Below are 13,934 nucleotides of genomic sequence, written 5' to 3' on the forward strand. Positions count from 1 at the left end.
GGTGTCACCAGTGCTTTCGGTGAGTGCGGGGAGCGTCACCCCGCGGGCCGCGAATCACACCGATGCGATTCGCTACGATGGGTGTCGGTCACCGGCCGGGATTGTCGTGAGTGTGATTCTTCCGGCGACGCGGACACGCCGCCGTGTCGGGACCGGGGGGATAAGACTGAAGATGGTATTAAGGAATCTTTTGGTTTAACTTGACCGCACCTGTGCTGACCGTGTGTAATCACATCAGTGTCATTCCGGGTTTGAGATCGAGAACCAATGGAGCACAACGGTTTCGATCAGATGTTCGATTGGCCCGGTGGGTGGAGCGCTCGGACACACGGTGAGATCGATGAAGTAGGTGCGTAGGGGACGTGGCAGGGCTGCTGCGGAACCGGAGAACGACGACTGGAATTGACCGATATTTTCGAGCTAGGAGGCGCCGACGATGGCTTTTGAGAACCCGATCGGCAATCCCCTTGAACCACGCAACTTTTCGAATCCACTTCCGGCCGGTGTCGAATCCGGCGCGAATCACTTTGAGATGATTGGTGATTCGTCGGCCGTACCGGCGGCCTGCCCCGAACCCGTCGATGGTCCCACGTGGCCGCAACCGCGGCATCTGTCCCTGGTGCCCAACGACTTCGACGAACTCTTCGATTCCGTCGAGGAGCAGTGGCAGGAACGTGCGCTGTGTGCGCAGACCGACCCGGAGGCCTTCTTCCCGGAGAAGGGTGGCTCGACGCGCGAGGCCAAGCGGATCTGCCAGGGGTGCGAGGTGAAATCCGAATGCCTCGAGTACGCATTGCACAACGACGAACGATTCGGGATCTGGGGCGGACTGTCGGAGCGGGAGCGCCGGCGGCTCAAGCGCGGCATCATCTGATCACCCGCCGACAGCAACCAGAATCACGCCGACAGCAACCAAAAACTCGCCGAGAGCAACCGGACCCGGTTGCTGTCGGCGAGTTTTTGGTTGCTCTCGGCGAACTACAGGTTGCTGTCGGCGAGACCGGCCAAGGTCATTCCGGCCCGCGATCCACGATGTCCTCGTCGACTCCGAGGTGGGTCGCCACCTGCTGCACCAGCACCTCGTGTACCAGCTCCAGCAGGTCCGCGCCACGCTTGGCGCGGATCTCCAGCGGCCGGCGGAACAGGATGATCTGCGCGCGCGTGGGATTGCCGCGGGTATCGACGCCGGCCGGGATCAGCCGGGCCAGCGGGACCGCGCCGTCGGCGGTCACCTCGTCGGGCCACTGGATCGAGTCGGGATCGCGCGGCAGCATGCGGGGGATGTCGTCGACGGCGATATCGAGGCCGGCGAGCTGATCGTGCCAGCGGGCGTCGATCTCGGCGAACGCCTCGAGTGCGACGCCGTCGAACTCATCGGCCCGACTGGTGAACGCCGGAACGTACTGGGGGAGCAGTGGCGAACGCAGGCCCCGCCCGCGGCGGTCGCGTACCCTGCCGCGCCGCCCGGTCTCGGCGGGTTCCGGGGCCGGCCGCGCACCGCGGACCCGAGCCTCCTGGCCGCGGATCTCGCGTCCTCGGGAGGGGCGGGGCGGGTGAAAACGCATGCGAAGAGTCTAGGTCATCTCCTGCGGTCCGGGCAGCAGTGACCACGTCGTTTGGCGTGTGCGCGCGTGTCGGCGTCGGCGTCGGCCGGACAGCGGGATAACCTCGACTGCGTGAAGCTCCCCCGACAGTGCTGCAGGCCTGGCTGCGCCCGCTCCGCGGTGGCGACCCTCACCTTCGTGTATGCCGAGTCGACGGCGGTGATCGGTCCCCTGGCCAGTGCCGATGAGCCGCACTCGTGGGATCTGTGCGAAGACCACGCCCGACGCATCACCGTGCCGCGGGGCTGGGAGATGCTGCGCAGTGAACGTGGTTTCTCCGCCCCGGTTGCCGAGGACTACGAACTGACCGCGCTGGCCGAGGCCGTCCGCGAGGTCGGCAACGCGGGCCGGGTGCCCTCCGGCGACCGCTGGCCCGATCTGTTCGATGGGTCGGACGAGGTTGCGGCGGGCCGCCACCGGGCCAACCGGACGCCCGCGCGACCCTCCGATTCGCCGTCCGTCGACGAACCGCCGCGGCGCGCCTCGCGGGCGAACACACCGCGTCCCGGCCGGCGCGGGCATCTTCGGGTACTCCCCGATCCGATCGACTGACGCCGCCCGCGCACCGCGCGTTAGGGTGGTGTCATGCGTACCGGTGCCCCCGATCTCGACGATGTCGAGGAGCTGATCGCCGCTGATGTGGACGGTATGTTGCCGGCCGTGGCGTCGGCCGGTGCCCAGGTGCGGTCGATCGCGGAAGCCCAGGCCGAGGGGGTTCTCGCACCGTTGACCGACCTGCGTCCGCGCAGTGTGGTGATCGTGTCCGGAGCAACGGGGGTGGCCACGCCCGCAGCCCATCTCGTGATCGCGGCGATCGGTGCGCGGGTGGATGTGCCCATCGTGCACGCACCGGCGCTGCCCAGCTGGATCGGACCGCTCGACGTGGTGGTGCTCGCCGGCGACGACGCCGGAGACATGGTCCTGGCCGACGCCGCCGCCCGCTCGCTGCGCCGTCGCGCCGAAGTCGTGGTCGCCGCGCCGATCGAGGGTCCGCTGCGGGATGCCCTGGGCGGCAGCGGAATCGATCTCTCCCCGCGGATCCACGTGGACGCGCGATTCCGGTTCCCGGGTTTCGTGGCCGCGTTGCTCGCGGTTTTCGTGTCACTGTCCGCGGTCCGGTTCACCGGGCAGGTGCCGCAGGTCGCCGATCTCGCCGATGCGCTCGACGACGAGGCCGGTGCCAATCATCCGGCGAACGAGAGCTTCCACAACCGCGCCAAGATGCTCGCCGCGCGGCTCGACGGTCCGCCGTCGGTGTGGGTCGGTGACACCGCCGGCACCTCGGTGGTGGCCGGGCAGGCGGCACGCACGCTGGTCGCGTTGGCCGGCGCGATGAGCGCGGTCGCCCAGATCGGCGACGTGACGCGGATGATGGCCGAATGGTCGGCGCGCACGGGCGCGTCGCCGACCGACTCGATCTTCTACGACCCCGAGATCGACGGGCCGCCGCCGGAGTTGCCGCCCCGGGTCTTCGTCGCCACCACCCCCGCGCGCGAGTGGTATGTGCGGCACCGGCTCGAAGCGGTCGGCGACCTCGACGTGCTTGTCGGTGATGATTCGACGGCAATCGCCACTGCGCCGCCGCTGAATCGGGAGGAGCTCGCAGCGGATGCGCCCACTGACCTGATGTCGTTGTTGCTGTTGCTGTTACGGGTCGAGATGGCCGCCGTCTATCTGAGGTTGATCAGGAACTGATGTGATGCGAATTCTGGAGGGGGTGGTGCGCCCCTATGCATGGGGATCGCGCACCGCGATCGCGTCGTTGCGGGGCAAGCCGGTCCCGTCGCCACATCCCGAGGCGGAGTTGTGGTTCGGCGCGCATCCCGCAGGCCCGGCCGGATGTATCGGCGACGACGGTCGGACCGACAGCGATCTGCTGTCGGTGATCGACGCCGATCGGCCGTCGACGCTGGGTGACGCGACCGCGAACCGGTTCGACGGGCGGCTGCCGTTCCTGTTGAAGGTGCTCGCTGCCGAGGAGCCGTTGTCGTTGCAGGCACATCCGAGTGCCGAGCAGGCGCGTGAGGGATTCGAGCGGGAGAACGCACGCGGTGTGCCGATCGATGCAGCCAACCGAAACTATCGCGACGCGTGGCACAAACCGGAACTGCTCGTCGCGATCACCGAGTTCGAAGCGCTGGCCGGTTTTCGGGACCCGGCCATCACCGTCGAACTGCTCCGTGAGCTCCAGGTGTCCGAACTCGATCCATACCTGGGAATGCTTGCCGGGCAACCGGATTCGGAGGGTCTGCGGGCGCTGTTCACCACGTGGTTGACACTCCCGGACGCTTCGCTGACGACGCTGGTGCCGGCCGTGCTCAACGGCGCGGTCGATGTCCTCGGCAAGGGGGACACCCGATTCGCCGCCGAAATGCGGACGGTGCTACAACTCGGCGAGGAGTATCCGCGCGATCCCGGTGTGCTGGCGTCGTTGCTGCTCAACCGGATTCACCTGGACTCGGGGGAGTCGGTTTATCTCGCGGCCGGTAACCTGCACGCCTACCTGAGCGGCACGGGTGTGGAGATCATGGCCAACTCCGACAACGTGTTACGCGGCGGCCTCACCCCGAAACACATCGATGTGCCGGAATTGCTGCGGGTCCTCGACTTCACCCCGGCCGATCCGGCCGACCTGACCCCGCCGATCCGCACGGTCGGCGACGAACGCATCTATCTCACGCCGGCGCCCGAATTCCGGCTGTCCCGAGTCGAACTCGAGGGCACCGGACTGCATCATGCGTCGTCGATTTGCTTCGACATGCCCGGCCCGCAGATCCTCGCGGTGCTGCACGGCACCGTCGAGGCGAGGTCGAAGGGCGACGAGCCGATCGCGATACATGCCGGACAAGCATTGTGGATCACCGACGACGAACCCGACGTGATCGTGCGGGCCGCGTCGTCGCGGGCGGTCTTCTACCGGGCGCTCGTGCCGGTCGGCGCGCCGGACTGAGCCCGGTCAGCCGCCGACGACATCCCACTCATCGGCGGTCGCGACCATCGTCACCGAGCAGATGTGGGTGCGGGTGGTCAGCAGAATCTCCCGCGGTGCACGGGGATTCTGCTCGATGAGTACCGTGGCGTCGGCCGGCATCCCCGATGCCGGAAGTCCTGGCGCGCGCACGGTGAACTGGGTGGTGTGCGGCTGCGGTGGAGGGGTCGGCACTCCGTCGAAGATCAGCACGCGGTGTCCCATGCCGGCCGGTATCCGGTCGGCGCTCACGGCGAGGAGACGCGGATCCCCTACGGCAGCAACCAATCCCCGCCACTGCGCGGGACGAGTCGTGTGCACGGTGACCGACGCGCCGATCGCGACAGCGCGTAGGGTCACCTGGGCCAGGAGTCGCATCGATGCCGCGATCACGACCGAATCGACGCCGAATCCGAAGAGCGGCAACGCTACCGCGCGTCCTCGAGGATCGGCGCCGAGCAGCTGGCCGCAGCCGCCGGCCGGCACGACCATGCGCCGCACCAGATCCTGGGCGTCATCGCCGCGGAGCACCGGCAACTGCCGGTGCAACCGAGTGGGCGCCGCGATCGGCAGGCTCGCCGACAGTGCGTCGAACTGGTGTCCGCGCACCGGGATCAGTCCGGACGGCCACGAGTGCGCCACCCGGCCGGCCGCGGGAAGTTCGGCGAACCGTACGAGCCCACCCACCTCGAGATCGCCGGTGGCGGCTCGTCGTAGCCGCAGGGTCACCGTCGTCGACAGCGCGTCGTTCACCCACACCGACGACAGCACCGCGCCGATCTGTGCCGGGTCGATGGCCGCGCTGCGAAACCGGAGTGCTCGCGTTGCGATCGAGTCCCGGTGTTCGTCGAGGTCGTCGAGTGGTGCGCCCTCGGCGAGGTGTCCGGTGACCGTCGCGATCTGGGTGGCGGACAGGATCGACACGCGTAAACCGTTCTCGGTCAATCGGTTGGCGACCCGGCGGGTGGTGATCGACGCGGTGCGCAACGCGCCGAGGGTGCCGCCGCCGCGGCGGGCCACCGCATCGGCACAGCGCATCGGGGCGAGGCGGATGATCACCAGTACCGACCGCTGCGCGGTGGCGGGTAACGGTCCGAGGGTGCGGTGATAACTCGCCGCAGCCGGACCGACACCCCACGTCCGCACGCCGTGACCGATGACCTCGATCGAGGCGAGGGAGATGTCGAAAGCGGTGAGACTGTCGGCGAGGGCGTCGAGCGGCACGGCCTGCCCCGGCTCGTCGATCACCGCGGCGCCCGGCGTCACGAAGGTGGGCGCGATGTCGCCCGGGGCGACCCGCACCACGGTGATCAACTCCTCGCCCACCCATCGCGCACCGATTCCGGTCTCCGTGGGGTGGACGGCGGGCATGTCGAACGGTGGAGGCGCAACGTCGGCCGCGTCGCGCTGCGACCGCGACCAACGGAAGCGCAGTCCTTCGGTGGCACGCGCACCCAGTGACCGCCCGCCCGACGAGTGCACCAGGCCGAGGGAGACGAGCACCGTCAGGATCGGCGCGGCCCACCCGTAGCGGCCACCCGTGCCGGCCCACACCATCAGCCCGGCGGCCAGGAACACCTCGACGACGATCACCGACCGCAGTGGCACCCGAACCAGCGTTGTCCCCATGTGTTCCCCCGTTATCCACAGGCGTCCGGTTGGCCGGCCGCGGGCGCGAATTTCTCGGTTACGCTACAACGCGTCGAAGAAGTATGTGCCCCAGGTCATCCACAGGGGGTACACGGAACGGGCTCGGGGACAGGGGGATGATGGCTCGGCAGCTCACGACCAAAGCGCAGGTCAACGGCTATCGATTCCTGCTGCGTCGCCTCGAGCACGCGCTGGTGCGTCGCGATGTGCGGATGCTGCACGATCCGATGCGATCGCAGGTGCGCGCGTTGGTGGTCGGTGCTGTCGCCGCACTGCTGGTGCTCGCCGGCTTCGGGGTGTGGGGTCTGATCCGACCGCAGGGATCGGTCGGCGACGCGCGAATCGTGATGAGCCGCAACGGTGGCGGTAATTACGTTCTGATCGACGGCACCCTGCATCCGGTCCTCAACCTCGCGTCAGCACGACTGATCACCGGCAGTAACGAGTCCCCGAAAACGGTCAGCGACGCCACCCTGATCCGCTACCCACGTGGTCCGCTGCTCGGCATACCCGGTGCGCCGGCGACATTGCCGGCCGCTGCCCATGAGGGACAATCGTTCTGGACGGTGTGCGACTCCACCGATACGTCGCCCGGTGCCGCCGACGGCGCCGTCGACCTCACCGTCATCGGTGACCAGCCCACCTTGGGACACGGCGCCGACCCGGCCCGCGACAATGACGGCCTGTTCGTGATCGACGGCGGCACTGCGTATCTCATCTACACCGTCGACCGACACGGCGTCCGGACGTCGGTGCGTGCACGAGTGGACACCGACAGTGTCCCGGTGATGCGCGCACTGCACCTCGAAGGGGCGACGCCGCGCACCATGAGCTCCGGGCTGCTCAACACCTTTCCCGAGGTCGAACCGATCGAGGTTCCGCGAATCGACAACGCGGGGGAGCGCGGGCCGCTCGCCGACGACGGAGTGTTGATCGGTTCGGTGATCAAGACCGTGGGCCTCGACGACGCGGACACCTTCTACGTCGTCCTCGCCGACGGGGTGCAGCGGATCGGCGCGATGAGTGCGGAGCTGCTGCGTCTCGCCGATCGTGGCGGCGACGCGCCGGTGCACACCGTCGCACCCGGCCAGGTGGCGGCGGTACCCACATCCAGCTCGCTACCGATCAGTGAGTTTCCGCAACGCGCACCGGATCTCGTGGACATGATGAGATCGTCGACGGTGTGCCGCGGGTGGTCGCGGGGCGACGGTGACGCAGTGGCCGCCACGAGTTGGCTACTCGGTCATCGCCTGCCGCTGCCCGAGGCGGCCACGCCGGTGCGGATGAGTGCGGCCGACGGCCCCGGACCGGGCGTCGACCGCGTCTACCTGCGGCCCGGATCGGGTGCCTACGTACAGGCCACCGGCACCGAAACCGCCAGTGCACGAGCCGAATCCCGCTATTTCATCTCCGACGTCGGTGTGCGTTTCGGAGTCGCCGACGCGGATACCGGAACGATCCTCGGGCTCGGTCAGACCCCCGCGATGGTGCCCTGGTCGGTGATCTCGCTGCTCACGCCGGGTCCCACCCTGTCGCGGACCGCTGCACTCGTCGCTCACGACGGAATCGCGCCCGACCCGGACGGGCAGGTGATCTCGGCGCCGGAGAATTGACCGGCCGCACTCACGACGTCAGCGGCCCACCCATGATGTTGCCGACGATCCCGCGAATAATGTTGGTGCCGTCCTCTTTTCGTAACTCGTCGTACCACTCTTGGGTGGCCTCCGGATCCTTGCCGTGCGTGACGTCGCAGCGTTTCCGGGCACGCAGCACCAGATCGCCGGCACGTTCGGTGCGTGCCGCCTCGTAGGCGGCCAACGCGGAATGCACGTCGTCGGGGTGATCGCGGAACGCGAATTGCAGTGCGACGCCGTCCTCCATCGCTGAACAGCCACCCTGGCCGATATCGGGGGTGGTGTTGTGCGCCGCGTCGCCGAGGACCGCGACGCGTCCCTTGACCCAGGTGTGGAACGGATCGAGATCGAGGATCTCGACCCGGTTGGTCGTCGCCGGGTCCAGCGTCTCGATCAGGGTCTGTACCCCCGGTGCCCAGTCGCCGAACTCGGCGGCCAATACCTCGCGCGCGCTACCGCGTTCGTACGGTTGGCCCTCGGGCATCGGGACGTCGAAGAAGAAGTAGAACCGGTCGTCGGCCACCGGCATCACCGATACCCGACGATGATCGCCGACATAGGTGGTCCACTCGGTGGCCGGGCCGATCTTCTCGTCGACGGCGACCAGGCCGTTGAAGTTGACGTAGCCCGCGTAGCGACGCTGCACCGGACCGCCGAGCACATACTCGCGGGTCAGTGATTTCGCACCGTCGGCGCCGATCACCAGGTCAGCGGAATCGGTTGTACCATCCGAGAATTCGACGGTCGCGGTGTCGGGTCCGTCGCTCACCGCGACCATTTTCTTGCCGAAGTGGATGTCGTCGAGACCGTAGGCCTGCATCAGCATCAGCTGCAGTTCGGCCCGCGCCATCGGATACGGACGCTGACCCACCTCGTCGATCAGCGGCTGCATACTGAAGCGGCACAACGTGTCTCCGCTGTGCGCATCGACATAGGACATGGTGTTGACGATGCCGCCGAGCGCGGCGGCTTCGGACTCCAGGCCCAGATGATTGAGACATTTGACCCCGTTGGACCACACCGAGATCGCCGCCCCCACCGGCTTGTTCTCGGTGACCTGTTCGTAGACCTCAACATCCACGCCGATCTGCTTCAGGGCGATCGCCGCGCTGAGCCCGCCCATACCGGCGCCGATGATGACAGCCTTCACCTCTGATGGTCCTTCCGATGTCGGGTTGTGTTCACCCAGGCTAAAACCGATTGGCGTAGATCGCGCGGCGAGCGCGACGGACCCGACCGCTCAGGACGACGCGGCACCGGCGACGAGGTCGCGAACCAGTCGTTCCCAATCGGCGGTGATCGTGTCGATGTCGAGGCCGACGATGTCGAGGAGGTGTTTGACAGCCGGGGCATTGAGCGGTGCCTGGATGGCGACCGCGACGACGTCGACCCGGTCGCCGAAGCCGAGCTGCCGGAGCAGGATTGCGACATGCTGATTCGCCGCGGCGTAGGCGGGGTGGGCCAGCGTGTCGCCGTGCGGGCCGCCGGCCTGCAGCAGGATGTCGAGGTGATCGACGGTCATCTTGAGGCGCGCCCGACCGTAGGCGATGAGCCGGTCCAGCGGTGGCGCACCGGGACCGAGCGGTTCGGGACCGGACAGATAGGCCTGTTGGATCTCCGATTCGGAATGGTCGAGCAGGGCCAGCATCAGACCCGTGCGGCTGCCGAAGCGCCGGAACACCGTGCCCTTGCCGACGCCGGCCTCCCGGGCGACGGCATCCATGGTGACCGCCGCGGCCCCGTGATTGTCGATCAGGTTCTTTGCGGCTGCGAGGAGGAGTTGACGGTTGCGCGCAGCGTCGGCCCGCTCGGTGTCCACCCCGGCACCTGCCAGGTTCAGGGGGACGAGATTGCTCTCGGGACCGTTCGGCACGTGATGAGCGTAACGCTTTGCCCGATGCCGGAATTAATCGGACTTCGGTCCGGTTGGATCGCTCGGTAAACGTCACCTGCATCTAGAGGAGTATTTCTGTGACCGAACGCACCGTGCAGATCGCAGTTCTGGTGGGCAGCCTGCGCAAGGCCTCGATCAACCGTGAGCTGGCCCAGGTCGCCATCGACAACGCGCCCGCCGGCGTCACCGTCCGCATCGTCGACGGCCTCGCGGCCCTGCCGTTCTACAACGAGGACGACGACCAGGGCGCCGTGCACCAGGGTGTTGCCACCGTCCGTGACGAGATCGCAGCAGCCGACGCGGTGCTGCTGGTCACCCCGGAGTACAACGGCACCCTGCCGGCCGTGCTGAAGAACGCCATCGACTGGCTGTCCCGCCCGTACGGTGCCGGCGCGATGACCGGCAAGCCGGTCGGCGTCATCGGTGCCGCCCTCGGCCAGTACGCAGGCACCTGGTCGCGTCAGGACACCCGTAAGTCGGTCGGCATCGCCGGCGGCCGGGTCATCGAGGACGTCGAGGTGGGCATCGCCACCGCCACGCTCGGTGAGCACGGTGTCAGCGATCCGGCCGTCGTCGAGCAGGTCGTCGCAGCCGTCGAGCGTCTGGTCTCCGAGGTCGCCGTCGCGGCCTGATCGTCCCAAGAGGTTCGTCTCAAGACGATTCGATGGATCACCCCATCGGTCGGCTCGTCCGCCCCGCCGCGCGGGGCTGTCGGGTCGATCGGTGGGGTGATTTCTATTACCCGGGCGTGTCAGATTTGGGACTACCTGTGGACTGCTGGGCGTTGTCTGTGGAGTGACGCGGGACAAGTTGTGGACGACACGCCGGACACGCCGACTTCACGATTCTGCACGGGCCTCCGACCTGCGAGTTTCACGAATGTTATTCACAAGTTATTGTGGTCCGTAGAAATGTCACCCACTAGGTGTAGTGTTTGGCCTACCAACGCGGCAGACGTTCGAAGGGCCGGAAACGGGTCGTCGGAAAGGCGGGAAGAGCGTGATGGGAATCACAATCTTCACGTTGGAAAAGTGCACGTCACAGCGTTGGGCTGGGTTGCGACAACCAGTGGGTTCGAGAGCTACCAACTGCTGCTGACACATCACCAAGCGAGGAGATTCCATGGGCATCACCGTCTACACCAAGCCGGCCTGCGTGCAGTGCAATGCGACCTACAAGGCACTCGACAAGCAGGGCCTGGAATACGAGGTCGTCGACATCAGCCAGGACGACGAGGCGCGGGACTATGTGATGGCTCTCGGTTACCTGCAGGCCCCGGTTGTCGTCGCCGGCGACGAGCACTGGTCGGGTTTCCGCTTGGACCGGATCAAGGCGCTCGTCACCAAGGCTGCCTGAGTCTCCTCGTCGCAGCGTCGCGATCCGACGGGGAAGCCGGATCAGCGTCGATCAATCATTCGTCATCGAGAGCCGTGGGGAGGGGGACGCAGTGTCGGTATCGCCGCTGATCGTCTACTTCTCCTCGGTCTCGGAGAACACGCGCCGATTCGTCGACAAGCTGGGTATGCGCACCGCGCGTATCCCGCTCGTCGGTGATCCGGGCGCGTTCCGCATCGACGAGCCGTACGTCCTGATCTGCCCCACCTACGGCGGTGGCAAGGCCACCGGCGATCGGGCCGGGTACGTGCCCAAGCAGGTCATCAAGTTCCTCAACAATCCGGACAACCGGTCACAGATCCGCGGGGTCATCGCGGCGGGCAACACGAACTTCGGTGAGGAGTTCTGCTACGCCGGCGACATCATCTCGCGCAAGTGCTCGGTGCCCTACCTCTATCGATTCGAGCTCATGGGGACCACCGACGACGTCGAGCGGGTCCGCCAGGGGCTCACCGACTTCGCGCAGAGCCCCGCGTTCGCCGATCCGGCGGGCGTCATGCTCGACGCCGCGCGGGCCTGAATCCTGTCAGACCCTCGCGCTAGCTTCGTTCCATACAGACAACCATCGAACCCGGGAGTCCTCGTGTCGCCAACTGCCGCAGCCGTCTCTGACACCGCATCCGCCAGCCAGTCGGGCGTGCATTCCGGTCCGTCCGGACACGAGCCGGGTGAGCTCGACTACCACGCGCTCAACGCGATGCTCAACCTGTACGACCGGGACGGCAAGATCCAGTTCGACAAGGATCGCGAGGCCGCGCGGCAGTACTTCCTGCAGCACGTCAATCAGAACACGGTCTTCTTCCACGACCTGGACGAGAAGCTCGACTATCTCGTCGAGGAGAACTATTACGAACCCGAGGTGCTCGCGCGCTACGACCGCGAGTTCGTCAAGCTGCTCTTCGGGCACGCCTACGGCAAGAAGTTCCGCTTCCCGACCTTCCTCGGCGCGTTCAAGTACTACACCAGCTACACGCTGAAGACCTTCGACGGCAAGCGATTCCTCGAGCGCTTCGAGGACCGCGTGTGCATGGTGGCGCTCACCTTGGCCGACGGCGACACCGCGCTGGCCCGCAATCTCGTCGACGAGATCATCGACGGCCGGTTCCAGCCGGCCACCCCCACCTTCCTCAATTCGGGCAAGAAGCAGCGCGGTGAGCCAGTCAGCTGCTTCCTCCTGCGCATCGAAGACAACATGGAATCCATTGGGAGATCCATCAATTCGGCGCTTCAGCTCTCCAAGCGCGGTGGCGGCGTCGCCCTGCTGCTGTCCAACATCCGCGAGCACGGCGCCCCGATCAAGAAGATCGAGAACCAGAGCTCGGGCGTCATCCCGATCATGAAGCTGCTCGAGGACTCGTTCTCCTACGCCAATCAACTCGGCGCGCGCCAGGGTGCCGGTGCGGTGTACCTGCACGCCCACCACCCCGACATCTACCGCTTCCTCGACACCAAGCGGGAGAACGCCGACGAGAAGATCCGTATCAAGACACTGAGTCTCGGTGTGGTGATCCCGGACATCACCTTCGCGCTGGCCAAGGCCAACGACGACATGTACCTGTTCAGCCCGTATGACGTGGAGCGTGTCTACGGCAAGCCGTTCGCCGACGTCAACGTCACCGACACCTATTACGAGATGGTGGAGGACAAGCGGATTCGCAAGACCAAGATCAAGGCGCGCGAGTTCTTCCAGACCCTCGCCGAGCTGCAGTTCGAGTCCGGCTACCCCTACATCATGTTCGAGGACACGGTGAACCGGGCGAACCCGATCGACGGCAAGATCACCCACTCGAACCTGTGCTCGGAGATCCTGCAGGTCTCCACCGCGTCGGTATTCAACGACGACCTGTCCTATTCCCATGTGGGCAAGGACATCTCGTGCAACCTCGGCTCACTGAACATTGCCAAGACCATGGACTCCCCGGACATCGGGCAGACCATCGAGACGGCGATCCGCGGACTCACCGCAGTCAGTGACCAGACCGCGATCACCTCGGTGCCGTCGATCGAGCAGGGCAACAACGACTCTCACGCCATCGGCCTCGGCCAGATGAACCTGCACGGCTACCTCGCCCGCGAGCGCATCTACTACGGCAGCGACGAAGGTATCGACTTCACGAACATCTACTTCTACACCGTGCTCTACCACGCATTGCGGGCGTCGAACAAGATCGCCAAGGAGCGCGGGCGGGCGTTCGTTGGGTTCGAGAAGTCGAAGTACGCCAGCGGTGAATTCTTCGACAAGTACACCGAGAAGGCGTGGGAGCCGGAAACCCAGAAGGTACGGGACCTGTTCGGCCAGGCCGGTATTCACGTTCCCAACCAGGACGACTGGCGGGTGCTCAAGGCGTCGGTGCAAGAGCACGGCATCTACAACCAGAACCTGCAGGCGGTCCCGCCGACCGGATCGATCAGCTACATCAACCACTCGACGAGCTCCATCCACCCGGTGGCGGCGAAGATCGAGATCCGCAAGGAAGGCAAGATCGGCCGCGCCTACTATCCGGCGCCATATCTCACCAATGACAATCTGGACTACTACCAGGACGCCTACGAGATCGGCTACGAGAAGGTCATCGACACCTATGCGGCGGCGACGCAGCATGTCGACCAGGGACTCTCGTTGACCTTGTTCTTCAAGGACACCGCCACCACTCGCGACGTGAACAAGGCGCAGATCTACGCGTGGCGCAAGGGCATCAAGACGCTCTACTACATCCGACTGCGTCAGTTGGCGCTCGAGGGCACTGAGGTGGAGGGTTGCGTCTCGTGCATGTTGTGACCGAGTCGAC

13 protein-coding genes are annotated in these 13,934 nt (G+C 66.4%); 9 read left to right on the plus strand and 4 right to left on the minus strand.

The window, feature by feature from the left end; translation table 11 throughout:
• Positions 1–436 precede the first annotated feature (436 nt).
• Positions 437–874, plus strand: a complete 438-nt coding sequence (locus AAFP30_RS02130; protein WP_419228173.1) for a WhiB family transcriptional regulator — start codon at positions 437–439, stop codon at positions 872–874.
• A gap of 136 nt (positions 875–1,010) precedes the next feature.
• Here the strand turns inward: AAFP30_RS02130 and AAFP30_RS02135 are convergent, their stop codons facing one another.
• A complete protein-coding gene (locus AAFP30_RS02135) occupies positions 1,011–1,565 on the minus strand; it encodes a metallopeptidase family protein (RefSeq protein ID WP_419228174.1) in 555 nt (184 codons plus the stop codon).
• A gap of 111 nt (positions 1,566–1,676) precedes the next feature.
• On the opposite strand from AAFP30_RS02135, the gene AAFP30_RS02140 reads away from it, so the two are divergent.
• The 3 genes from AAFP30_RS02140 to manA are packed head-to-tail and all read left to right on the plus strand — an operon-like array spanning position 1,677 to position 4,554.
• Positions 1,677–2,156 carry a DUF3499 domain-containing protein gene (locus AAFP30_RS02140; RefSeq protein WP_419228175.1) on the plus strand — a complete coding sequence of 160 codons (480 nt, stop codon included), beginning with the start codon at positions 1,677–1,679 and terminating at the stop codon, positions 2,154–2,156.
• Positions 2,157–2,189: 33 nt separating this feature from the next.
• Positions 2,190–3,299 carry a hypothetical protein gene (locus AAFP30_RS02145; RefSeq protein WP_419228177.1) on the plus strand — a complete coding sequence of 370 codons (1,110 nt, stop codon included), beginning with the start codon at positions 2,190–2,192 and terminating at the stop codon, positions 3,297–3,299.
• Positions 3,300–3,303: 4 nt separating this feature from the next.
• Positions 3,304–4,554, plus strand: coding sequence for a mannose-6-phosphate isomerase, class I (gene manA, locus AAFP30_RS02150; protein ID WP_419228178.1), 1,251 nt, complete (start codon positions 3,304–3,306; stop codon positions 4,552–4,554).
• Positions 4,555–4,560: 6 nt separating this feature from the next.
• On the opposite strand, the gene eccE is transcribed toward manA, so the two are convergent.
• Entirely contained in the window at positions 4,561–6,201 is a 1,641-nt protein-coding gene (gene eccE, locus AAFP30_RS02155; RefSeq protein ID WP_419228179.1) for a type VII secretion protein EccE, read from the minus strand.
• Between the two features lie 140 nt (positions 6,202–6,341).
• Here eccE and eccB point away from each other — a divergent pair, with 140 nt between their 5' ends.
• Positions 6,342–7,835: a type VII secretion protein EccB gene (gene eccB, locus AAFP30_RS02160; protein ID WP_419228646.1), complete on the plus strand. Its 1,494-nt coding sequence runs from the start codon at positions 6,342–6,344 to the stop codon at positions 7,833–7,835.
• 10 nt (positions 7,836–7,845) lie between these two features.
• On the opposite strand, the gene hpxO is transcribed toward eccB, so the two are convergent.
• Both hpxO and AAFP30_RS02170 read right to left on the minus strand, forming a co-directional pair.
• Positions 7,846–9,006 (minus strand): FAD-dependent urate hydroxylase HpxO, encoded by a 1,161-nt coding sequence (hpxO, locus tag AAFP30_RS02165; RefSeq protein ID WP_419228180.1) that lies wholly within the window; start codon positions 9,004–9,006, stop codon positions 7,846–7,848.
• A 90-nt stretch (positions 9,007–9,096) separates the two neighbouring features.
• Positions 9,097–9,729 carry a TetR/AcrR family transcriptional regulator gene (locus AAFP30_RS02170; protein WP_419228181.1) on the minus strand — a complete coding sequence of 211 codons (633 nt, stop codon included), beginning with the start codon at positions 9,727–9,729 and terminating at the stop codon, positions 9,097–9,099.
• 98 nt (positions 9,730–9,827) lie between these two features.
• Here AAFP30_RS02170 and AAFP30_RS02175 point away from each other — a divergent pair, with 98 nt between their 5' ends.
• From AAFP30_RS02175 to nrdE, 4 genes are all read left to right on the plus strand, one after another.
• Positions 9,828–10,382, plus strand: a complete 555-nt coding sequence (locus tag AAFP30_RS02175) for an NADPH-dependent FMN reductase (RefSeq protein ID WP_419228182.1) — start codon at positions 9,828–9,830, stop codon at positions 10,380–10,382.
• A gap of 490 nt (positions 10,383–10,872) precedes the next feature.
• On the plus strand, positions 10,873–11,106 hold the full coding sequence (gene nrdH, locus AAFP30_RS02180; protein WP_419228183.1) for a glutaredoxin-like protein NrdH: 234 nt from the start codon (positions 10,873–10,875) through the stop codon (positions 11,104–11,106).
• A gap of 91 nt (positions 11,107–11,197) precedes the next feature.
• Positions 11,198–11,665, plus strand: a complete 468-nt coding sequence (gene nrdI, locus AAFP30_RS02185) for a class Ib ribonucleoside-diphosphate reductase assembly flavoprotein NrdI (RefSeq protein WP_419228184.1) — start codon at positions 11,198–11,200, stop codon at positions 11,663–11,665.
• A gap of 63 nt (positions 11,666–11,728) precedes the next feature.
• On the plus strand, positions 11,729–13,924 hold the full coding sequence (gene nrdE / locus AAFP30_RS02190) for a class 1b ribonucleoside-diphosphate reductase subunit alpha (protein WP_419228185.1): 2,196 nt from the start codon (positions 11,729–11,731) through the stop codon (positions 13,922–13,924).
• Positions 13,925–13,934: the final 10 nt, after the last annotated feature.

The organism is Gordonia sp. CPCC 205515 (assembly GCF_048537925.1).
GTDB lineage: Bacteria > Actinomycetota > Actinomycetes > Mycobacteriales > Mycobacteriaceae > Gordonia.

Bases quoted from the DNA above. Each gene is read 5' to 3' on its own strand.
- AAFP30_RS02130 (WP_419228173.1), top strand. From the start codon at position 437: ATGGCTTTTGAGAACCCGATCGGCAATCCCCTTGAACCACGCAACTTT.
- nrdH (WP_419228183.1), top strand. From the start codon at position 10,873: ATGGGCATCACCGTCTACACCAAGCCGGCCTGCGTGCAGTGCAATGCG.
- AAFP30_RS02145 (WP_419228177.1), top strand. From the start codon at position 2,190: ATGCGTACCGGTGCCCCCGATCTCGACGATGTCGAGGAGCTGATCGCC.
- manA (WP_419228178.1), top strand. From the start codon at position 3,304: ATGCGAATTCTGGAGGGGGTGGTGCGCCCCTATGCATGGGGATCGCGC.
- AAFP30_RS02135 (WP_419228174.1), bottom strand. From the start codon at position 1,565: ATGCGTTTTCACCCGCCCCGCCCCTCCCGAGGACGCGAGATCCGCGGC.
- eccE (WP_419228179.1), bottom strand. From the start codon at position 6,201: ATGGGGACAACGCTGGTTCGGGTGCCACTGCGGTCGGTGATCGTCGTC.
- eccB (WP_419228646.1), top strand. From the start codon at position 6,342: ATGGCTCGGCAGCTCACGACCAAAGCGCAGGTCAACGGCTATCGATTC.